Origin of the sequence: Micromonospora sp. CA-249363 (assembly GCF_050950185.1) — a bacterium.
Taxonomy (GTDB): domain Bacteria; phylum Actinomycetota; class Actinomycetes; order Mycobacteriales; family Micromonosporaceae; genus Micromonospora.
Window position 1 is genome coordinate 144529 of the sequence record NZ_CP192020.1, and the last position, 20955, is coordinate 165483.

The 20955-nt window shown below is 71.4% G+C and carries 18 protein-coding genes and 1 pseudogene; 11 read left to right on the forward strand and 8 right to left on the reverse strand.

Features of this window, described 5'->3' with window-relative positions:
* The 3 genes from ACQPZK_RS00700 to ACQPZK_RS00710 all read left to right on the forward strand — a co-directional run bounded on the left by ACQPZK_RS00700 (position 1) and on the right by ACQPZK_RS00710 (position 1952).
* On the forward strand, positions 1-810 hold the full coding sequence (locus ACQPZK_RS00700; protein WP_433536428.1) for an SDR family NAD(P)-dependent oxidoreductase: 810 nt from the start codon (positions 1-3) through the stop codon (positions 808-810).
* A gap of 167 nt (positions 811-977) precedes the next feature.
* Positions 978-1517, forward strand: coding sequence for an orotate phosphoribosyltransferase (gene pyrE / locus ACQPZK_RS00705; RefSeq protein ID WP_433536429.1), 540 nt, complete (start codon positions 978-980; stop codon positions 1515-1517).
* 57 nt (positions 1518-1574) lie between these two features.
* Positions 1575-1952, forward strand: a complete 378-nt coding sequence (locus ACQPZK_RS00710) for an ArsR/SmtB family transcription factor (protein WP_007454255.1) — start codon at positions 1575-1577, stop codon at positions 1950-1952.
* A gap of 170 nt (positions 1953-2122) precedes the next feature.
* Here the strand turns inward: ACQPZK_RS00710 and ACQPZK_RS00715 are convergent, their stop codons facing one another.
* Both ACQPZK_RS00715 and ACQPZK_RS00720 read right to left on the reverse strand, forming a co-directional pair.
* The gene (locus ACQPZK_RS00715) at positions 2123-2944 is read right to left on the reverse strand and encodes a DedA family protein (RefSeq protein ID WP_433536430.1); all 822 of its coding nucleotides are present in this window, start codon (positions 2942-2944) and stop codon (positions 2123-2125) included.
* A gap of 124 nt (positions 2945-3068) precedes the next feature.
* Entirely contained in the window at positions 3069-4625 is a 1557-nt protein-coding gene (locus ACQPZK_RS00720; RefSeq protein WP_433536431.1) for a cell wall anchor protein, read from the reverse strand.
* Between the two features lie 180 nt (positions 4626-4805).
* Between ACQPZK_RS00720 and ACQPZK_RS00725 the strand changes: the two genes are divergently transcribed.
* Entirely contained in the window at positions 4806-5291 is a 486-nt protein-coding gene (locus ACQPZK_RS00725) for a SigE family RNA polymerase sigma factor (RefSeq protein WP_433536432.1), read from the forward strand.
* Positions 5288-6352, forward strand: a complete 1065-nt coding sequence (locus ACQPZK_RS00730; RefSeq protein ID WP_433536433.1) for an LCP family protein — start codon at positions 5288-5290, stop codon at positions 6350-6352. The genes ACQPZK_RS00725 and ACQPZK_RS00730 overlap by 4 nt, the downstream gene beginning before the upstream one ends.
* Before the next feature lie 73 nt (positions 6353-6425).
* On the opposite strand, the gene ACQPZK_RS00735 is transcribed toward ACQPZK_RS00730, so the two are convergent.
* Both ACQPZK_RS00735 and ACQPZK_RS00740 read right to left on the reverse strand, forming a co-directional pair.
* Positions 6426-7988 (reverse strand): LPXTG cell wall anchor domain-containing protein, encoded by a 1563-nt coding sequence (locus tag ACQPZK_RS00735; RefSeq protein ID WP_433536434.1) that lies wholly within the window; start codon positions 7986-7988, stop codon positions 6426-6428.
* Positions 7989-8133: 145 nt separating this feature from the next.
* A pseudogene (locus tag ACQPZK_RS00740) lies at positions 8134-8346 on the reverse strand (hypothetical protein).
* 122 nt (positions 8347-8468) lie between these two features.
* Between ACQPZK_RS00740 and ACQPZK_RS00745 the strand changes: the two are divergent.
* Together ACQPZK_RS00745 and fbaA are read left to right on the forward strand one after the other, a co-directional pair.
* Positions 8469-8852 carry a phage holin family protein gene (locus ACQPZK_RS00745; RefSeq protein WP_355048446.1) on the forward strand — a complete coding sequence of 128 codons (384 nt, stop codon included), beginning with the start codon at positions 8469-8471 and terminating at the stop codon, positions 8850-8852.
* A gap of 135 nt (positions 8853-8987) precedes the next feature.
* Positions 8988-10013, forward strand: a complete 1026-nt coding sequence (gene fbaA, locus ACQPZK_RS00750) for a class II fructose-bisphosphate aldolase (RefSeq protein WP_124771129.1) — start codon at positions 8988-8990, stop codon at positions 10011-10013.
* Between the two features lie 51 nt (positions 10014-10064).
* Here the strand turns inward: fbaA and ACQPZK_RS00755 are convergent, their stop codons facing one another.
* Positions 10065-11258 (reverse strand): LOG family protein, encoded by a 1194-nt coding sequence (locus tag ACQPZK_RS00755; protein WP_433536435.1) that lies wholly within the window; start codon positions 11256-11258, stop codon positions 10065-10067.
* Positions 11259-11506: 248 nt separating this feature from the next.
* Here ACQPZK_RS00755 and ACQPZK_RS00760 point away from each other — a divergent pair, with 248 nt between their 5' ends.
* Positions 11507-11935 (forward strand): DUF3151 domain-containing protein, encoded by a 429-nt coding sequence (locus ACQPZK_RS00760; RefSeq protein WP_355048444.1) that lies wholly within the window; start codon positions 11507-11509, stop codon positions 11933-11935.
* Positions 11936-11980: 45 nt separating this feature from the next.
* Here the strand turns inward: ACQPZK_RS00760 and ACQPZK_RS00765 are convergent, their stop codons facing one another.
* On the reverse strand, positions 11981-14338 hold the full coding sequence (locus tag ACQPZK_RS00765; RefSeq protein ID WP_433536436.1) for a chromosome partitioning protein: 2358 nt from the start codon (positions 14336-14338) through the stop codon (positions 11981-11983).
* A gap of 71 nt (positions 14339-14409) precedes the next feature.
* Complete coding sequence (locus ACQPZK_RS00770) at positions 14410-15441, reverse strand: hypothetical protein (RefSeq protein ID WP_433536437.1); 1032 nt, start codon at positions 15439-15441, stop codon at positions 14410-14412.
* Positions 15442-15565: 124 nt separating this feature from the next.
* On the opposite strand from ACQPZK_RS00770, the gene ACQPZK_RS00775 reads away from it, so the two are divergent.
* The 3 genes from ACQPZK_RS00775 to purD all read left to right on the forward strand — a co-directional run bounded on the left by ACQPZK_RS00775 (position 15566) and on the right by purD (position 19388).
* Positions 15566-16855, forward strand: coding sequence for an adenylosuccinate synthase (locus tag ACQPZK_RS00775; protein ID WP_433536438.1), 1290 nt, complete (start codon positions 15566-15568; stop codon positions 16853-16855).
* 204 nt (positions 16856-17059) lie between these two features.
* On the forward strand, positions 17060-17995 hold the full coding sequence (locus ACQPZK_RS00780) for a type IV toxin-antitoxin system AbiEi family antitoxin domain-containing protein (RefSeq protein WP_433536439.1): 936 nt from the start codon (positions 17060-17062) through the stop codon (positions 17993-17995).
* 142 nt (positions 17996-18137) lie between these two features.
* The gene (purD, locus tag ACQPZK_RS00785; RefSeq protein WP_433536440.1) at positions 18138-19388 is read left to right on the forward strand and encodes a phosphoribosylamine--glycine ligase; all 1251 of its coding nucleotides are present in this window, start codon (positions 18138-18140) and stop codon (positions 19386-19388) included.
* A gap of 381 nt (positions 19389-19769) precedes the next feature.
* Here purD and ACQPZK_RS00790 read toward each other — a convergent pair whose 3' ends face one another.
* A complete protein-coding gene (locus ACQPZK_RS00790; RefSeq protein ID WP_433536441.1) occupies positions 19770-20837 on the reverse strand; it encodes a DUF418 domain-containing protein in 1068 nt (355 codons plus the stop codon).
* Positions 20838-20955 lie beyond the last annotated feature (118 nt).

Below are 20955 nucleotides of genomic sequence, written 5' to 3' on the forward strand. Positions count from 1 at the left end.
GTGACGCTCGAATCCACGACCACCGAGCGACGGGCCCTGGTCACCGGCGCCACGGCCGGCATCGGAGCGGCGTTCGCCCGGCGGCTGGCGGCCGACGGCTGGCACCTGGTGCTGGTCGCCCGGGACGCGGACCGACTGGCCGCGATGGCCACCGAGCTGCGCACCCGGCACGGTCACGACGTCCAGACGCTGCCGGCGGACCTGTCCACCGATGACGGCTGCGCCATCGTCGAACAGCGGCTGGCGTCCGACAGTCCCGTTCACCTCCTGGTCAACAACGCGGGCATCAGCCTGAACAAGCCCTTCCTGCGCTCCACAGCGGAGGACGAGGCGCGGCTGCTCCGCCTCAATGTGCACGCCGTCATGCGATTGACACTGGCGGCGCTACGTCCGATGACCGAACGACGCGACGGGGCAGTGATAAATGTCTCTTCGGTTGCTGGTTTTGGCGCGGTGATGCCCGGGTCGACCTACTCGGCCAGCAAGGCGTGGGTCACCAATTTCAGCGAGTCCGTGGGCCAGTCGGCGCGCCCTTTCGGCGTCCGGGTGATGGCTCTGTGCCCCGGCTATACCCGTACCGAATTCCACGAGCGGGCCGGCATCAACATGTCCAAGACGCCGGAGTGGATGTGGCTGCGGGCCGACGACGTCGTCGGAGAGGCCCTGCGTGACCTGCGCAAAGGCAAGTTGGTGAGTGTCCCGGCGTGGAAGTACAAGGTGGCCGTCGCCGGTCTGCGACACGCGCCGCGCCGGCTGCTGGAGGTGGTCTCCCGCGACACCCGCGGCCGGATCGGTCGCGAGGAACGCTGAGCCTCCGCGCGTTGTCGCGCCGGAGCCGCCGCCGTCGGTCGTTGGCGCACCGCGACCGAGCCGGTCGCTGAGCGTAGTCGAACATCGCCAGTCATCGGTGTCTCGCCGCTCCGAATCACCAGGCCCGTCCACACGGCGTTCAGAGTTGCGCAGTAACCTCTATCGCCATGGGGGACCACGACGACCTGCGTAAATTCATTACCGACCTGGCTGTGGTCCACGGACGGGTCGTGCTCTCGTCGGGGCGCGAGGCAGACTGGTACGTCGATCTGCGACGTGTCACGCTCCATCACCAGGCCGCTCCGTTGATCGGTCGGGCGCTGCTCGACCTCACCGCCGACTGGGAGTACGACGCGGTCGGTGGCCTCACCCTGGGCGCGGACCCTGTCGCGCTCTCGATGCTGCACGCCGCCGCTCCGACCGGCCGCGCCTTGGACGCCTTTGTGGTGCGCAAGGCGGGCAAGGCACACGGTCTACAGCGACGGATCGAGGGACCGGAGGTGGCCGGCCGCCGGGTGTTGGCGGTGGAGGACACGTCCACAACGGGCGGAAGTGTGTTGACCGCCGTCGAGGCTCTTCGCGAGGCCGGAGCCGAAGTCGTGGGCGTGGCGGTTATTGTTGATCGAGGCGCCGGCGACGCGGTGCGAGCCGCCGGATTGCCGTACCGGGCGGCCTATACGTTGGCTGACCTCGGCCTTGTGGCGTAAAAGTTTGCCGATTCGTATCTGCTGATATGCAGGCGGATCGATGCTGCTGGTGGAAGGATGGAATACGTGGGAACTGCGTTGGCCGAAATGACTATGCCTCAGATCTCGCCGCTTGCCGGCGAGCCGATCGAACGTGCCGATGCCGAGCGTCTCGCGGGGGTCCTCAAGGCCCTTGCGGATCCCGCTCGGCTGCGGCTGCTCAGCCTGATCCAGTCGGCCCCCGAGGGCGAGGCGTGCGTCTGTGACCTGACCGCGCCGCTCGGCCTCTCCCAGCCGACGGTCAGTCACCACCTGCGTATCCTCACCGAGGCCGGCTTGCTGGAGCGGGAGAAGCGCGGTGTCTGGGCGTACTACCGGCTGGTCCCGAGCGCGATCGCGACGATCGCCGACCTGCTGACCCCGCCGCGTAAGCGGGCCACCAAGAAGGCCCGCTGACAAAGGCGCTGCGCACCGTCCCGTATCCGGGGCGGTGTCCGGTGGCGAACCAGGGGTGGCGCCACCGGTAGCTGACACCTGCTCGTCCCCGGCCGCACCGCCGGAGGCCGGGTCCGACATGCCGACGGCCGACCCCCACACCAGGGGGCCGGCCGTCGTCGTACCTGACGTCAGCGCTCCTGGCCGTACCCGTGCCCCCGACGGTCGTGCGGGTGCTCGTCGTGGTCGAACTTCTCGCGTACCGCCTCGACCGCGCCCGCGGCGCTGGCCGCCGCGACCACCGCGACCGCCTCGCCACGCTTGCGCGCCCGGCGGTCGCGCAGGAACTCGAAGAAGATCGGCAGCACCGAGATCAGGATGATCAGTGCGACCACCGGCAGGATGTAGTGGTCGATCTTGTCGCCGATCGCCTTGTAGATCCGATCGGCCAGCAGATAGCCGATCAGCAGGATGCCGTCCACCCAGAGAATCCCGCCGACGATGTTCCACAGCAGGAACTGCCGCGCCGGCATGCCCAGCGCACCGGCGACCGGGTTGAGGAACGTCCGCACGATCGGGATGAAGCGCGCCAGCACCACGGCCTTGGCCGGGCCGAACTTCTGGAAGTAGTACTCGGCCTTCTCCACGTACTCCTTCTTGAAGAGCCGCGAATTGGGCCGCTCGAACATCCGTCGGCCGTACCGCGCGCCGAGCCAGTGCCCCAACTGCGCTCCGACGATCGCGCAGATCGGTCCTCCGATCAGCAGACCGGCCAGCGAAAGTCGGGTGCCGCCGCCGAAGATGGCGTCCGCCACCGGCGAAGCGGCCACACCGGCGAGGAACAGCAGCGAGTCGCCGGGAAAGAAGAAGCCCACCAGCAGGCCGGTCTCGGCGAAGAGGATCACCCAGACGCCGACCAGCCCGAAGGTCTGCAACAGGTCCTTGGGATCGAGCGGGTTCAGGGCGACGCTCTCCGTGAGAGCGCGGGTCTTCTCAGCTGTGTCCACGGCCACAAAGGGTACCGAAGCCCGGTGCCCGGCCCACGCCGGACCAGCCCCCACCACCCGGTGGCCGGATACGACGGTGCCCCGCCGACCAGGCTGGTCGACGGGGCACCGGTACTGCTGGGACGGGCGGTCAGGCGACGAAACGGGTCCGGCGGCGCTTCGCCACCAGGTAACCGCCAACGCCCGCGGCGAGCAGCAGCGCGCCGAGTCCGGCGAGCAGGCCGGTCGACGGACCGGTGATCGGCAGCGTGCCACCGTCACCGCCACCCTCGCCGCCACCGTTGCCGTCGGTCGCACCCTTGATGGTGAACGCCGCGGTGTCGTTCTTCGGGTCGAGGTCGGCGATGGTCGCCCCCTCGCCATCGAGGTTGAAGTGCAGCAGGTGCACAGAGCCCGGCGCGCCGGCCAGCTTGTCGATCCGCAGCCCGAACTCGAACACGGCGGTGTCGCCCTTGTGCAGGGTCTCGTACCACTCGCAGAGGTAGGCGCGAGCGCCCGGATCGCCGTACCAGCCGACGACCTCACCGTCCTTGAAGGGTGAGCACTCGTTCGGTGCCGTCACGACGGTCGCGCCAGCCGGAATGGTGATCTCGGCGGCGGTGGTCAGCTGGCCCGGCGAGTACGTGTTGATCGCCGCTGGCCCGTTGTTGACGAAGCCGACCTTGGTGTTGACGGTCTTGCCGACGGCACCGGCAACTTCGGCCCCGTTCGCGGCCACGTCGGCCCGCTGGTTGCCGGTCACGGTCGCCGTGATCCACGTGATGTTGTTGTACGGGTCCTTGTCGGTCTGCTTGAGCTGGCGAGCCTGCGACGTCGGCGCCGGAACCAGGGTCAGCGCCGGCCCGGTGCCCTTCTGCCACGCGCCGTCCGGGAACGGGGACTCCGCGAGGAAGGCGGCCCAGTCGCCATCGGCGAACCACTCGGCCGATCCGTTCTGCTCGCTCGGCGCCCAGGCGTCCGAAGCGATCTTGAGGGTGGACGTCGAGTCCAGCTGGACGACGGCCCCCGGCTCGATCTTCTGGTCCAGCGTGCACTGGGCGAAGTTCGTACCGAACGCGTAGAGGTAGGAGCAGTTCGAGTGCTGGGCCGCGCTGAGACCGCTGCCGATCAGCAGGAGGACCGCGCCGTTGGTGGTCTTGTCACCCACGTTCGCGACCCGCAGCGGCGCCTTCACCGCCGCTCCTGGCGCTCCCGAGATCTCGAGGGTGTCGTCCGCTTTGAGATCCACGCCCTCGCCCACCTCGATGGTCGACGTGGCGGTGACGTTCGCCTTGCCCTTGGTGGCCATCGTCAGGGTGATGTCACCCTTCTTGCCGACCGCCGCGGTGTCCTTGGCCTTGACCGTGAGGTCGAGGACGTAATCGATGGTGGTGGCACCCCGGAGATTGCAGGTGATGAGCGTTCCGCTCTCCGAGCAGCCCGGCACCGGGTTGCTCAGCGTGACGGCGGCGAAGTCGGCCACCGCGGCGCGGTCAACCGTGACGGTGAAGTAATCCGGCAGCGCCTCGGCGAACGCCTGAAGGATGACGGACTTGGCCTCGCCGCCGGCGGCGAGGAGGGCGTTGTTCGCGTACAGGAAGACCTCGTTCGAGGGCTCCTCGGCGGCGGCCGGGCTGGCGGAGGCGGCGACGAACGCGCCTGCGACGCCCAGTCCGGCGAGCCAGCGCCGGGTGGAGTGCGTGAGCATGAGGGGGATTCCTCCAGTAGGGGGATTCAGGTGGAGCCTGTGGATCTTAAGGAACCGCTAAGGTTCGGCGTCGTCCCTGATCACCGCCGGTGACCAGGACGAACCGAAAGGCTGACCCCCGCTACCGCAATGTTCCGCGCGTCCGCTCCCGTCATCTGAGGCAGGACCCCGGGAGGTGCAGTGACGTACGAGGAGTTCGCGGACACGCGACTTGCCCCGCTGCTGCGGTACGCGGTGATGCTCACCGGTGATCCGCACCAGGCACAGGATCTGGTGCAGGAGACGATGGTCCGGGTCCAGCTGAACTGGCGGCGGGTCGCCCGTGCGGACTCGCCCGAGCGGTACGTGCGCCGCATGCTCACCAACCAGTACGTCGACTGGAAGCGCGGCTCGTGGATGCGCCGGGTCCTGTTGCGCGGGGAACCCGACGAGTCCCTGCCGGCGCCCGTCGACCACGCCCAGTCCGCCGTGGACCGGGACCAGATCTGGACCTGGCTGTCCCGGCTCCCGCGCCGACAGCGCGCCACCCTCGTACTGCGCTACTACGAGGACCTGCCCGACGCCGAGATCGCCGACATCCTCGGCTGTGCCGTCGGGACCGTCCGTTCGTCCATCTCCCGGGCCCTCGCCACGCTCCGGGCCGAGTACGTGGAGGTTCCCTCGTGATCGAGGATGACCTGCGTGCCGCTTTCGCCCGGCACGAGCCGCTGACCCCGCCGACCGGCCCGCTGCGCGCGGCGATCGACCGCCTGACCATCCGCCGTCGCCGTCGGCGTCGCCGCTGGCAGGCCGGTGGCGTCGCGTTAGCGCTGCTCGGGGTGCTGGGGATCGGGGTGCCGCTGCTCACCCCGGAGCGCGGGGGGCCGCCGCCGGCCGCCGAGCTGCTCGGTGAATCCGCTCGGCCGGTACCGACCGGCGCTCTGAACATCCTGCTGCTCGGCCTCGACGGTGACGGGCCGGCGGCGACGCGGGCCGACGCCGTGCTGTTGGTGCACATCCCGGCCGACCGCAGCCGCCCCTACCTGGTGTCGTTGCCCCGCGACCTGGGCGTGGCGATCCCGGGCCACGGCACCGACAAGCTGAACGCCGCGTTCCCGGCCGGCGTCGGGTCGACGCGGCCGGAGATGGCCAAGGGGTACGAGTTGACCCGGCGCACGGTGGCCGAGCTGACCGGGGTCCGGGTGGATGCCGGTCTGGTGCTGACGTACCGAGCCGCGAGCGCGCTGACGGACGCCGTGGGCGGTGTGCCGATCTGCCTGAAGGACCGGGTGCGTTCCGTCCACACCCGCCGGGTCTTCCCGGCCGGCTGCCAGCGCCTCGACGGCGCCGCCTCGGTCGACCTGCTCCGCCAGCGCTACGGTCTGCCCGCGGGCAGCCAGGACCGGGACCGCAACGCCCGCCTCTTCGCCGCCGGTCTCGTCCGCCAGACCACCGACCAGGGCGTACTCACCGATCCCGTACGCCTCGCCAGACTGCTGGCCACCGTCGGCCCCGACCTCGTGGTGTCACCCGACCGGGCGGCCATCCTGGACCTGCTGCGGCTCGTGCCCACGCTGCGGTCGGTCGAACCGGTCGGGCTCGGACTGCCGGTCGCCCTGCCGAGCGCGAGGGACCGTTCCCTGCGTGCCGACCCGACGTTCGTGCCGGAGTTCCTGAAGGCGCTGCGGGAGGACCGCCTCGGCGAGTGGGCCGCCCGTCACCCGACGTTGGTCGACCAGGCCCGGTGACTCCCGTGGACTGCGACGGCACCCCACCGCCCAGGGAACGAACGGCGGCGGGGTGCCGGTCAGGCGGGGCAGCTCAGGCGACGAAGTGGCTGCTGCGACGTCGGGCGAGCAGGTAAGCGCCGAGGCCGGCGGCGAGCAGCAGGCCACCGAGGCCTGCGAGCAGGCTCGTGGGGGTGCCGGTGATGGGCAGCGAACCACCGCCGCCGCTGCCTCCACCCTCGTCACCGTCACCGCTGCCGCCGCCCTGGCCCGGGTTGACCAGGATCGTGGCCCGGTCGTTGGCCGGCTTGATGTCACCCCTGAAGCCGCCGCCGGCGGGACACTCGCAGGGCGCGTTGACCCACACCGTGCCCTTGGCGTTGGGGACGACCCGGTCGATACGCAGGCGGAACTCCACGGTGTAGGTCTTGCCCGCCACCAGGAGCATTTCCGAGGCGCACTGGTACGTACGGGTGCCCGGCCGCAGTTCGCAACTGTCGGGGACCTCGACGGCCGTGGTGCCGGGTGGCAGCTCGACGAGCGTGTGAGTGGCGGCCTCCCATTCCTCGCTCACGTTGTCGAGCGTCGCCGGGCCGTTGTTGCGGAAACCGACGGTGGCCGTGACGACAGCGCCCGCCCGGCCCCTGAGCGTGGCGCCGATCGCCGCGAGGTCGGTGCCGTTGCGGCCCGTGACCTTGATGATCCAGCCGGTGTAGTCGTAGCCCGGGCCGACGTCGGTCTGGTCGGCCAGCCGCATCCCGCTGGGTGCCGAGCTCAGGGTCAGCTTCGGGCCGCTGCCCCGCGCGCCCTCTCGGGCGCCGACGGCTTCGCGAACCCGGGTCAGGTCCTCGAAGTCGGCAACGGTCATGAACTGGGCGTAGCCGGACAGGTTGCTCGGGGCGTAGGTGTCCTTCGCGAGTTCGAGGTTCAACGTGCCGGTGAGCCCTTCGCCCGCCGGGATCTCCTGGTCGAACTGGCAGGAGACCAGGTGGTCGTCGGAGTAGAGGCAGTTGCTGAACCGATCCTTGGTCCGGATCGCGTACGGGAGGTCGAAGACCGCGACGAATCCGGTGACGGTCTTGTCGCCGACGTTGGACACGGCCAGCGGCACCGAAACCTTCCCGCCCGGCTTCGAGGAATGTTCGGTGAACGGCCCGCCGGCCAGGTCGACGCCCTCGCCGATGCGGACCCGTGAGGTGTAGCTGCCCTGCCGCCCGCCGGCCGCCTCGAAGCTGACCACGACGTCGCCGGAGTCGCCGAGCTGTGCGTTCTGGGTGGCGGTCAGGGCCACCCGTTTGGTGACGCCTCGGTAGATCCCGCTGCCGAGCGGCGGCAACTCGTTCAGGGTGACGCCGAAGGACTCCGGGCAGACGAGAACGCCCGGCTCCGGTGTGGTGCACGCCTGCTGGTCGAAGGGGGCAATGGTGATCTTGTTGGCCAGTGAGCGGTAGTCGTACCGCACGGAGACGTCACTGAGGCTCGTCTCTTCGTCGGCGTACAGAAACAGGCTTCTGACCTTCTCCGAACCGACGGCCAGAGTGGCGTCCTGGAAGTACGGCTCGATCGTGGCCGCGGCGACGGCGGGTGTGGCGGACGCGGCGACCAGGGCGCTCACGGCACCCAGCCCGACCAGCCAGCGGATCGGGTGCTTGAGCACGAGGGTCCTCCCGGAGAGTAGGCGACGTTCGTACAACCTAGGGAGAAACCGGCGCCCTGCGCACGCCCCGTTCCATCGATACGCGTCCAACGAGCCGATCGGCTGGGAACCTCTGCCGCAACGGGCAGCCCGCGCTCGCGGCAGGTCAGCGGTAGTCGTCCTCGTCCGCGGTGACCACCCGGGCCTGCTCCAGGGCATCCCAGTCGTCGACCTCCAGGCCGCGGGGCGGCTCGGCATCGACGTCGGCGGGGCTCACCGAGGTGGCCTACTCGACCGCGTCGGCCGGCTCCGCCTCCGGATCGCGCTCGTCCGCGGCGAGGTGGTCGCCGGGGGTGAAGTCCTCGTCGGGCTGACCCATCGTCCCTCCCGGGGTCTCGGGGCACGGCTCCCATCACCGTACGGGCTGCGTCCGCTCCGCGCCGGCAAGCCGAGTCGGCCGAATCACCCCGGGACGGCGGGAGCCGGTGCCAGGATGGTGCCGTGGGCTTCCTCATCCGACTGGCGATCACCGCGGTCGCGTTGTGGGTGACCACGCTGATCGTGCCCGGCGTCGACGTGCACGGCCGCTCGGGTGGCAACACCGTGCTCACGCTGATCGTGGTGGCGCTCATCTTCGGCGTGATCAACGCGGTGCTCAAGCCGGTGATCAGGGTGGTCGGCTGTGTGTTCTACCTGCTCACCCTCGGCCTGTTCGCCCTGGTGGTGAACGCGCTGCTCTTCCTGCTCACCGACCGGATCGCGCGCGGGCTCGACCTGCCGTTCCAGGTGGACGGCTTCTGGGCGGCATTCTGGGGAGCGATCGTCATGACCGTGGTCACCTGGCTGATCAGCGTCATCGTGCCGGACCGTCTGGACACCCGGTGAACGGCTGACACCCCCTCGGTTGGTCCCGCCTACCTCACCTGCGGGATACTGCCGGGCGGAGGACAGCGCGGTCCGGCGCACAGACGAACAACAGCGGCCAGCACGGCCGAGAGTGGTAAGTAAGGAGCGCATCACATGCCCATCGCTTCCCCCGAGGCCTACGCGGAGATGCTGGACCGCGCCAAGGCTGGCCGGTACGCGTACCCCGCGATCAACGTGACCTCCTCCCAGACGCTGAACGCGGCGCTCAAGGGCTTCGCCGACGCGGAGAGCGACGGCATCATCCAGGTCTCCACCGGTGGCGCGGAGTACCTGTCCGGTCCCTCGATCAAGGACATGGTCACCGGCGCGGTGGCGTTCGCCGCGTACGCGCACGAGGTGGCCAAGAAGTACTCGGTGAACATCGCCCTGCACACCGACCACTGCCCGAAGGACAAGCTGGACAAGTTCGTGCGTCCGCTGATGGGCATCTCGCAGGAGCGGGTCAAGCGCGGCGAGGAGCCGCTGTACCAGTCGCACATGTGGGACGGCTCGGCCGTGCCGGTCGCCGAGAACCTGCAGATCGCCGCCCAGCTCCTGGACGAGGCCGCCAAGGCCAAGATCGTCCTGGAGATCGAGGTCGGCGTCGTGGGCGGCGAGGAGGACGGCGTCGAGAACGCCATCAACGACAAGCTCTACACCACCACCGAGGACGGCCTGGCCATGGTCGAGGCGCTGGGCCTCGGCGAGAAGGGCCGCTACATGGCGGCGCTGACCTTCGGCAACGTGCACGGCGTCTACAAGCCGGGCAACGTCAAGCTCCGCCCCGAGATCCTCAACCAGATCCAGGAGGCGGTCGGCGCCAAGTACGGCAAGGACAAGCCGCTGAGCCTGGTGTTCCACGGCGGCTCGGGCTCCCTGCTGAGCGAGATCCGTGAGGCGCTCGACTACGGCGTGGTGAAGATGAACATCGACACCGACACCCAGTACGCCTTCACCCGGCCCGTCGCCGACCACATGCTGCGCAACTACGACGGCGTGCTGAAGATCGACGGCGAGGTCGGCAACAAGAAGCAGTACGACCCGCGCGCCTGGGGCAAGGCCGCCGAGGCCGGCCTGGCCGCCCGCGTGGTCGAGGCGTGCGAGCACCTGCGCTCCACCGGCACCACGATGACCAAGTAACAAGCGTCCCGTCGACGGCCGGCTCCCCACGCGGGGGCCGGCCGTCGACGTTCAGGCCGTCAACAGGCGGACGGCCTCGCGGACGTCGTCGGTGAGGTGGATCGTCGGCGACAGGTCACCGAACGGTGAGGCGGCCAGCAGCGGACGCAGCAACGCCTCCACCGGCAGCTCCCGCGTCCAGTAGGAGCGGTCCAGGAAGATGTACGCGCCACTGGCCCCGTCGGTGCCGTAGTAGGTCTTGGTGGCCGCCTGGAAAACCTCCTGCACGGTGCCCGCCCGCCCGGGCGCGAACACGATGCCACCTCGGGCGAGGCGCAGGATGGTGTCTTCCCGGATCGCGTTCGAGAAGTACTTCGCGATCCGTCCCGCGAACAGGTTGGCCGGCTCGTGCCCGTACAGCCAGGTCGGGATGGCCAGCCCGCCCGCACGCGCCCAGCCCAGCTCGTCGCCCCGCTGCCGGGGTACGCCCGCGTACCGCTGCCGGACCGACAACGCCACCGCCGTGTACCGGTGGTGGTCGGTGAAGTCGGGCGCGGTGGCCAGCAGGTCGATCGCCGCCGTCAGATCCGTGGCCGGTCGGTCCGCCAGGCACGCGCCGAGGTTCGCGGCCTCCATCACCCCGGGACCGCCGCCGGTCACCACCAGGCGGTCGGCCCGCGCCAGCTCCCACCCCAGCACGGCGGCCATCCGGTACGCGGGACTGCCGCGTCGCACCGCGTGCCCGCCCATGATGCCCACCACCGACTGCGACCCGTGCGCCGCCAGCCAGGCGCGGGTGGCGTCACCCAGCGCGTTGTCCACGCCGTGGTCGTGCAGCCGCTGGCCGAGCGCCTCCTTCACGTCCGGCAGCGCGCCGCCGTGCGCCCGGTAGTGCTCGTACACCCGGGTGTCGTACATCCCGACGAACCCGCCCTCGACGAACCCGGCGGCGAGGTCGTCCGGGGTGTAGAGGTGCGCCGGCTGGGTCGGGTACGGCAGCCCGGAGAACGGCGGCACCACGTTCGCGCCGCGTCGGACGAGGTCGGCGCCGACCTCCCGGGAGGCGAACCGGCAGCCGACGAAGAGGGTGCCGGTGACCTCGACGCCGGTCAGGTCGGGTACCGGAGCGAGGTCGAGGCGTAGCCCCTGCACGGTCAGCCCGGTCAGGCGGCCGGTGATCAGCTGCCGGTCGAACTCGTCCCGGGTCTGGATCTCGTCGGCGTGCAGGTGCGGTTCGATGACGTCGGTGGGTGGTGGGGTCGGCACCGGGCCATCCTGCCCCTTCGGCGGGGTCGACCAAACCCCGGGCGGCCCGGGACGAGACAGGAGCCCGGCGGTCGTGGCCACCGGGCTCCTGCGTTACCGGTTCCTGGGGAGGCTCCGGACCAATAGTTGTAACGGAAAACACCTGGTGGCGGCATAGGCCGCAGGCGTGATGAACTCCTCAGCCGTTCAGCGGGACGCGTCCGCCGACCCGCTCGCATGTCGCCCTGTCCAGCGGGTTGAATGGGGCGATGCAGAACCTTTTGCCGGAGCCACCGGCCACCCTCCTGCCCGCGAACGACGAGGCCGACGCCGCCCTGGCCGCTGCCCAGGAGGCCGGCACCGACGAGGCGTACGCCGAGGTCGCGGCCCGCTTCCCGACCTTCAGCGCGGCGTGGGGCGCGCTCGCGGCCCGGGCGTTCGCGGCCGGCGCGGTGGTGACGGGGTACGCGTACGCCCGCACCGGCTACCACCGTGGCCTGGACCAGCTCCGCCGCAACGGCTGGAAGGGCCACGGGCCCGTGCCGTGGTCCCACGAGCCCAACCGGGGCTTCCTGCGCTGCCTGTACGTGCTCTCCCGGGCAGCCGACGAGATCGGCGAGGCCGACGAGGCGGCCCGCTGCGCCCAGTTCCTGCGCGACTGCGACCCGGCAGCGGCGGACGCGCTGGCCAGCAACTGACCCCGTTCCGACGGCCGGCCCGACACCGGGCCGGCCGTCGGCTGCTCAGAGCCCTTCGGCGACCGCTGCGGCGATCTTCAGCCAGGCGTCCCGGGTGGCCGAGGAGAGACCGCCGTACCGGATCGGCTCGCCACTGTCGATGAGCCGCTCGTACGGCGCCAGCAGCACCGCCCGCGTCCGGGCCGCGAAGTGCTCCTGGATGGCCGGCAGGTCGATCTCCTTGCGGGACGGCGGCATCGACACCACGGTCACCGCCTGCCGGACCAGCCGTTGCCGGCCGCTCTGCTCCAGGTGGTCGAGCATCCGGGCCGCGGTCTCCGCCGAGTCGTTACGGGCGGACATGGTGACCACGAGCTGGTCGGTGGCGTCCATCGACGCCTGCCAGTTCTGCGCCCGTACGTTGTTGCCCGTGTCCACGAAGATCAGCTTGTAGAACCGGCTGACCACCTCGCGGATCTCGGCGAACGCGGCAGCGGTCAGCATCTCGCCGCCGGTAGCCGACTCGTCCGAGGCGAGCACGTCGAACATGCCCTCGCCCTGCGAGCGTACGTACTGCGACAGGTCGCCGACCCGCCCGTGCGCGCCCTGGAACTGCCCGAGGTCACGCAACATGTCGCGCACCGTGCGGGCGTGGAAGTCCTGCTGGGCGCGCATCCCGAGGGTGCCCTGGGTCTCGTTGTTGTCCCAGGCCAGCACGTAGCCGCCGCGCTTCTGGCCGAACGTCATGGCGAGCAGCAGGATGGCCACCGTCTTACCGGCGCCACCCTTCGGGTTGACCACGGTCACCTGCCGCAGGCCACCGAAGTTGCGGCGCACCATCTCGATGTCCCGCTTGAGCTCCTGCTCGTGCCGCCCCGGAGAGAGCCGGAGCAGGCCCATCTTGTTGACGACCGCCCGTACGCCCATCGTGGCCACCGGGTCCGCGGGTCGTACCTGCCGACGGCGGGCGAAGTCCTCGGCCGTCGGCGCGGCAGTGGTCTCCGGCGTCCACGTGGCGTCCGGGTAACCCGTGGCCGGCACCCGCGCCACCGGGTCGGTCTCCTGGTACTGCTGCGGAGGCGTGGGTGGCGCCGCCGCCGTGCCCTGCTGCCAGGGAGGCGGGTACCAGCCCGGCGACGGAGGAAACGGCCCCGGCGGCGGGGTCGGCACGGCGTCCTGCTGCGGGGTCTCCACCGGCGCGGGGCCGGCCTGACCAGGGATCGCCGCCTGGCCGCCGTAGATTTGACCCGCGTACGTCTGCCCGGCCGCGCCCCCGTTGTCGACGGCAGTCGTCGGCGGCTGCGGAATGGGCGGGGCAGGGATCGGTGGCGGCGGGATGTTGACCTGCTCCTGCGCCGACGGGGGCGGGCTGGCCGGTCGCTGCGGTGGATAGGCCCAGGGCGATTCGGTCGCGGGCCGAGCCGTCCCGACGGCAGGCGCGGTCTCCCCGCCACCCTGCGGCGCCGGTTCCGCTGCGGTCGGCCCTGCTGCGGTCGGGCCTGCCGTGCCGGGGTCTGCGGTGCCGGGGCCTGCCGTGCTGGCTTCTGCCGTGCTGGGGTCTGTCGGGCCGGCACCCGCCGTGGCGGCGCCTGCTGTGGGCTGCCCTGGTACGGCCGGACCGGCTGCTCCGAGGCCAGCCGTGGCCGCTCGATCGGTGGGTGCGGCCGGCGGGCGGTCCAGGGAGAAGGGCAGATCCAGGTCGACGCCGCCTGGAACCGCCGACTGGCCGGCAACCGAACCCGCCCCGGGCGCGTCCGCCGCCGCTCCGGTCGTGGTGCCGGTCGCCCCGGTCACGGCGGCCGCCGCCCCGGTGCCTGTTGCGCCGTTCGCGCCACCCGACGACGCCGAGCTGGTGGCGGGGATCGGCGTTGCGCCGTCGGCGGTCGGAGTGCCGGTGGTCGACGGCGACGAGTCGTTTCCAGGCCCGACGAGCCCGCCCACCGCGGGCGGGAGCGGTGGCGTCGGCGCCACGGGCGGCGCGGCAGGAGCGGGCGACGTCGTCGAGGTGGGCGACGTGGCCGGCGGATCGGCCGGAGGCCAGCTCGGCTGCGCCGGCGCCCAGCCCGCGCCCGGCCCGCTCGGACCGCCCGGACCGTTGGCGCCCCAACCGGTCGGAGGCGGCACCGCCCCGGTCAGCGACGGGTAGTCCGACGGAGACGGTGGTGGCAGGGCCGCTGCGCCCGGCTGCCCGGGGACGCCGGGACGGCCGGCTGACGGTGCCGTGATCGGTGGTGCGGCGACCGGCGGCGAAACGGCCTGAGGCCCGGACTGCGACGGGGTGACCCGCTGCTCGGCGACCGCCGCCCACGGCGGTACCACCTCTGCGCCCTGCTCGGCCGGATCCGGCGGCCACAGTGGTTCGATGTCCCGCTCCGGCACCGGCTGCTGGCCGGGCACCTGAGCCCGGTCGGCGTTCTTGTCCATTACGGTTCCTCCCCAGTCCTCCTGCGAGGATAGGCCCACCGGCCGACCACGGCCGGTCGGCGAAACGGGGGTCAGACCACCCAGACCGCCCAGGCGCCCGGTTCGACCCACCACGAGCGCTTGCGGGTCAGTTCACCCTCGACGCCGTCGTCGAGGTAGGGCACCTTTCCCTCGCGGGGCAGCACCGACACCGCCCGTCCGCGAGCCCGCCGCACTTCGAGGCGTACCCGCTTGCGGCCCCACGCCGACCGGACGACCACCGGGACGGCCACCGCCACCTCGACCTGGCCGTCCGCCGGGTCCGGCGCGGCCAGCAACGTCACGTCGTCGAGCGACGCGTACCCGCCGGCGTTGCCGAGCGCGCAGGCCAGCAACGGTTCGTCACCGTTCGTGAGGACGGTGTTGTCGACCTCCACCCGGGCCCGCCAGTGCAGCGGTCGACCCGCGTCGTCGGCGGCCCCGAACAGCGCGCCGTCCAGGGTCACCGAGCCGCCGTCGTTGCGCAGCAGATCCAGCCGGCGCGGCGTGCCGTCGAGCACCGCGGCCGCCACGGCCGCCGGGTCGCGGGGCAACCCGAGCTGCGCGGCCAGGTCCCGCTGGGCGCCGCCGCGCGCCGGGTCGAGGGGGAGTACGGCGACCGGGGGCAGGTCGGGCAGGGTCCGGTTGTCGCGCAGGTCCGCCGGTCGGCGGCTGGGCGCCGGCGCGTACCGCCGAACGAGCCGGCGCAGCACGGCGCGCAACTGACCGTCGCTGGCCGTGGCGACGACCAGCCGGGTCTTGCCGTCCGCGTCCGGCCAGGTGAGGCCGTCCGGACGGGTCGGGCCGTCGAGCTGCGCGAGTACGGCGTCGATCTCCGCGTCCGAGCGGGCGGTGACCATCTGCACCCGGGCGCCCCGGGCGGTCAGCGCGTCGGCGCAGGCCAGCACCGGCACCCGGGGCCGGTCGCCGGCGCAACCGTCGGCGTCACCCGGGGTCGGTCCGGTGCCGGTTCTGTCGACGCCCGCGCCTGTCGCGTCCGCGCCGCCGCAGCAGGCCTCGCCGCTGCCACACCCGCCGGAGGCGTCCCGCTCCGCCGAGAGGGTGAGCAGCACCACGTCGTACACCGAAGGAGCCTCCTGCCTCTCGACGCGACCCCTGCCGGTCGCGCCGTCACTACTTGTTAACCTGACACCCCGGGCTCGCCAACCGGTCGCCACCTGGCACCCGAGCCTTCTGGAGGCGGAAAAGATGCCAGCGATCGTGCTCATCGGCGCTCAGTGGGGCGACGAGGGCAAGGGCAAGGTTACCGACCTGCTGGGTGAGCGGGTCGACTACGTCGTGCGCTACTCCGGCGGCAACAACGCCGGGCACACGGTGATCACCCCGGACGGCCAGAAGTACGCGCTGCACCTGATGCCCTCCGGGGCGCTCTCGCCGAACGCGATGATCGTCATCGGCAACGGCGTGGTCGTCGACCCGAAGGTGCTCCTCGCCGAGATCGACGGTCTCGCCGAGCGCGGCGTGGACGTGTCCCGGCTGCGGATCTCCGGTGACGCGCACCTCATCATGCCGCACCACCGGGCGCTGGACCGGGTCGTCGAGCGCTACCTCGGCTCCTCCCGGATCGGTACCACCGGTCGGGGCATCGGTCCCGCGTACGGCGACAAGGTCGCCCGCATGGGCATCCGGCTCCAGGACCTGCTCGACCCGGGCATCCTGCGCAAGAAGCTGGAACTCGCGCTGCGCGAGAAGAACCAGATGCTCTTCAAGGTCTACAACCGCAAGGCGATCGACGTCGAGGCCACGGTCGAGGAGTACCTGGAGTACGCCGAGCGGCTCAAGCCGTACATCACCGAGACCCGGGCGATGCTCTGGGACGCCCTGGACCGGGGCGAGACGGTGCTGCTGGAGGGCGCCCAGGCCACCATGCTGGACATGGACCACGGCACGTACCCCTTCGTGACCTCGTCCAACCCGACCGCCGGCGGGGCCTGCGTGGGCGCCGGCATCCCGCCGACCGCGATCAACCAGGTGATCGCGGTGAGCAAGGCGTACACCACGCGGGTCGGCTCCGGGCCGTTCCCGACCGAGCTGTTCGACGCCAACGGCGCGCACCTGCGCAAGATCGGCGCGGAGTACGGCACCACGACCGGCCGGGAGCGCCGGTGCGGGTGGTTCGACGCGGTGGTGGCCCGGTACGCCTGCCGCCTCAACGGTGTCACCGACCTGGTCATCACCAAGCTGGACGTGCTCACCGGCCTGCCGAAGGTGCCGATCTGCGTCGGCTACGAGATCAACGGCAAGCGTGTCGACGACATGCCGATGACCCAGACGGACTTCCACCACGCCACACCGGTGTACGAGGAGCTGGACGGGTGGTGGGAGGACATCACCAAGGCCCGCACCCCCGAGGACCTGCCGGAGAACGCCCGCCGCTACATCGCCCGCGTAGAGGAACTCTGCAACACGAGGGTGAGCGTCATAGGCGTAGGCCCAGGCCGAGACGAAAACGTAGTCCAACACCCCCTCCTCCCCTAACCCCACCCGTCCCCGGGCCCGTCCCCCGGGCCCCGGGCCCGCCGGCCCTGCCCCCGGTGATCATGAAGTTATTGCCCGGCACCTCGGCGTGTCGTGGCAATAACTTCATGATCGACGCGTGAGGGTGGGTCGGGTTATCCACAGGGTGGACGTGGTTGTCCACAGGGGGTTTCGGGCGGTTTGCTGGTCGGCCAGGGTGGCCGGGTGGATGCCTTGGCTGCGGTGCGGCGCGTCGCTTACGCGCGTGACGGGATAGTGACGCTCAGGCAGGCGCGCGCTGCCGGCTTCCCCACCTACGAGGTGCAGCGGCTCTGTCGCGCCGGTCGCTGGCGGGTCGTCGCGCGCGGCAGCTACCTGGTGGACGCCGATCTCTATGACGGGGTTCCCCGTCGGGCGCAGATCAGGGCAGCGCTGGAATCCTTCGGGCCGTCGGCCGCGGCAGTGCTTGGAACAGCGGTCGAGCTGCACGGGATGGATGGACTGCAGGCCACCGAAATGATTCATCTGTCGGTGCCTGGCCCGGTTGCCAAGCCGGCGCGGGTTGCCCATCCGGAGGTGGTGGTCCACCAACTGGTGATTTCGTCCGAGCAACTTGTTCGGGTGTGCGGAATGACCATGACCGGACCTCTCAGGACCCTTGCCGACGTGATTCTGCGGGTCGATCGCTTCTCGGCGGTGAGTGTGCTGGATTCGGCACTGAATCGGCGGCTGGTGGCAGCCGAAGACCTGCTCTCGCTGCCGCGCCTGATCAATGGGCGGCGCGGTGCGGTCGCGGCGCGTGCCTTCCTCGCCGAAGTGGATGGGCGCGCGCAGTCACCGCTTGAGACCCGCGCCCGGCTCCGATGCGTCGACGGCAGAGTCCCGCCGGATGTGCTGCAACTCGAGGTGCGCGACCACGACGGCTATCTACTGGGCATCGGCGACCTCGGGTGGCGTGGTTACCGGATCATCGCCGAGGCCGACGGCCGTTCGCCGCACGGCTTGCCAGAGGCCGTGTTCGCTGACCGGCGCCGCCAGAACCGCCTGGTGAACGCAGGCTGGACGGTGCTCCGTTTCACCTGGCAGGACACACTGCGTCCGGACTACATCCCGTGGACCGTCCGGCAGGCGATGACCACCGCGCGACATCAGTGGTCATGAAGTTATTGCTCCGACACGCCGAGGTGGCGGGCAACAACTTCATGATCACCGGGGAGGGTGCGGGCGGCGGCGGGGGTCGGGGAGGGGACGGGCGGCGGTGGGGAGGGTTGGTGGGGAGGGGTGGGCATTAGGATGAGGTGTTGTGCGGGTTCTCTTGGTGGGTGGTGGGGGGCGCGAGCATGCGCTTGCCCTCGGGTTGGTGCGTGATCCGGGCGTCTCCGAGTTGATTGCCGCTCCTGGCAATCCGGGGATCGCCGAGGTCGCCGAGCTGCGGGCCGTTACCTCGACCGATCCGGCCGCCGTCGCGGCGCTGGCGGTGGAGACCGCGGCCGACCTGGTCGTGATCGGGCCGGAGGCGCCGCTGGTCGCCGGTGTCGCCGACGCCGTACGCGCCAAGGGCATCGCCGTCTTCGGCCCGTCGGGCGAGGCCGCGCAGTTGGAGGGTTCCAAGGCGTTCGCCAAGGACGTGATGACCGCCGCCGGTGTACCGACCGCCCGGGCGCACGTCTGCACCGACGAGGAGAGCGCCGCGCGTGCGCTCGACGAGTTCGGCGCGCCGTACGTGGTGAAGGACGACGGTCTCGCCGCCGGCAAGGGCGTGGTGGTGACCGACGACCGGTCCGCCGCGCTGGCGCACGCCGCGGAGTGTGGCCGGGTCGTGGTCGAGGAGTTCCTCGACGGCCCGGAGGTCAGCCTGTTCGTGGTCACCGACGGTGAGGCCGCCCTGCCGCTGCTGCCCGCGCAGGACTTCAAGCGGATCGGCGACGGCGACACCGGCCCGAACACGGGTGGCATGGGAGCGTACGCGCCGCTGCCGTGGGCCCCGCCGGGTCTGGTCGACGACGTCATGCGCGACGTGGTCCACCCGACGCTGGCGGAGCTGCGTCGCCGGGGCACGCCGTTCGCGGGCCTGCTCTATGTCGGCCTCGCGATGACCGCTGCCGGCCCTCGGGTGATCGAGTTCAACGCGCGCTTCGGTGACCCGGAGACCCAGGTGGTGCTCGCGCTGCTGGAGACGCCGCTGGGTGGGTTGTTGCACGCGGCGGCCACCGGCACGCTGGCCGACCACCCGCCGCTGCGCTGGCGGGACGGCGCCGCCGTCACCGTGGTGCTCGCCGCGCAGGGCTATCCGGCCGCGCCGCGCACCGGCGACGTGATCACCGGTGCGGACCGGCCGGGCATCATCCACGCGGGCACCGCCCGCCGGGCCAGCGACGGCGCGTTGCTGTCCGCCGGCGGCCGGGTCCTCTGTGGTACGGCCACCGGCCCCGACCTTGCAACGGCGCGGGACGCGGCGTACGCGCTGGTGGACGGGGTGGAGCTGGCGGGCTCGCAGCACCGCACGGACATCGCCGCCGCCGCGATCGACGGCCGGATCACGATCCCCGGCTGAGGCCGCCACCCGCTCCGGCATCGGCCGGCCCAGCGCGGCCGGCACGAGGTCGACGAGCCGAAGCCGCCGATCCGCGTGGGTCAGGCCGGGTTCGGTGGCTCCGTGCCGTGATGCCGGATCGGCGGGCGTTGTCGCGTGGGTCAGGCTGGGGTCGGTGGCTCCGTGCGGCGATGCCGGATCGGCGTGCGTTGTCCCGTGGGGTCAGGCCGGGTTCGGCGGCTCCGTGCCGCGATGCCGATCGGCGCGCGTTGTCCCGTGGGGTCAGGCCGGGTTCGGTGGCTCCGTGCCGCGATGCCGGATCGGCGCGCGTTGCCGCGTGGGTCAGGCTGGGGTCGGTGGCTCCGTGCCGCGACGTCGGATCGGCGCGCGTCGTCGCGTGGGTCAGGCTGGGGTCGGCGACTCCGTGTCCCGACGTCGGATCGGCGCGCGTCGCCACCACGTCAGGCACCGCCACGCCCACTCGACCGGGCCGTACCGGAACGACCGTAGCCAGAGCACGCTCCACACGGCCTGGACGACGATGATGGCGACGGTGAGGCCCACGATCCGGGGCAGGTCGTCGGTGCTGTCGATGCCCAGCGGCGGTCCGGCGAGCAGGAACAGCACGGTGGCGCTCAGGTAGTTCGTGAGGGCCATGCGTCCCATCGGTGACAGGATCGCGGACAGCGCCGGCCCGACCGGCGTGCGGAGCAGAAGCAACAGCCCGCAGCAGTACGCGAGGCCGGTGGCGATGCCGGCGAGCGGGGGCAGCAGGCTCACTCCGCCGCCCGGTCCGCCGAGAACGTTGACGAACGGCAGGTCCGCCTCGCGAATGGTCAGCACGATCCAGGTCACCGCTAGCGCGGCGCAGACGACGAACGCGATCGCCACCCGACCGGCGCGACGCTCGAGTGCGGCCGGCACGCCCAGTGTCGCCAGCGCGTAGCCGAGGGCGAGCAGGCCCGGGATGGGCCCGTAACCGACGACGAGTTGCGCGCCGACGAGCAGCAACAGCACCGCGACGACGAGGGCCGTGCGCCCACCGAGGTAACTCAGCGGCAGTAGCACGACAAGACCGGCCAACGCGTACGCGGTCAGCGCCTCGCCGGGGTGGACGACGAAGTGCGCGGCACCGATCAGCAGGAGGACGACCAGTCGGCGGGCCAGCACCACCCGGGGACGGCTGGTCCGGGTCGCGGCGCGCCGGAGGAAGATGCCGAAGCCGACACCGAACAGGATCGAGAAGATCGGGTAGAACCGCTCGTAGAAGAGCAGTTGCACCGCCTCTGGCAGTTGTGACGAGGTGCCGGCCGCCGCACCCCGGAAGACGACCTGCTGGTAGATGTTGATGATCAGGATGCCGCAGAGCGCGAAGCCGCGCAGCGCGTCCAGCGCGCCGATACGCGGTCCGACGGTGGAGACGTCGGTCGATGCCGGTGGCCGGTCAGTCGTCCGTACCGATTCGGTCATGAGTCGATCCCACCGTGCTGCGGCCGAGCGTCGTCAGCGGAGAAAGTCGTGACCGCTACCTCCTTTCGTCGTATGCCGGTCGCGGTTCGTCGGGTCCTCGTACGCGCGGCAGGCCGTT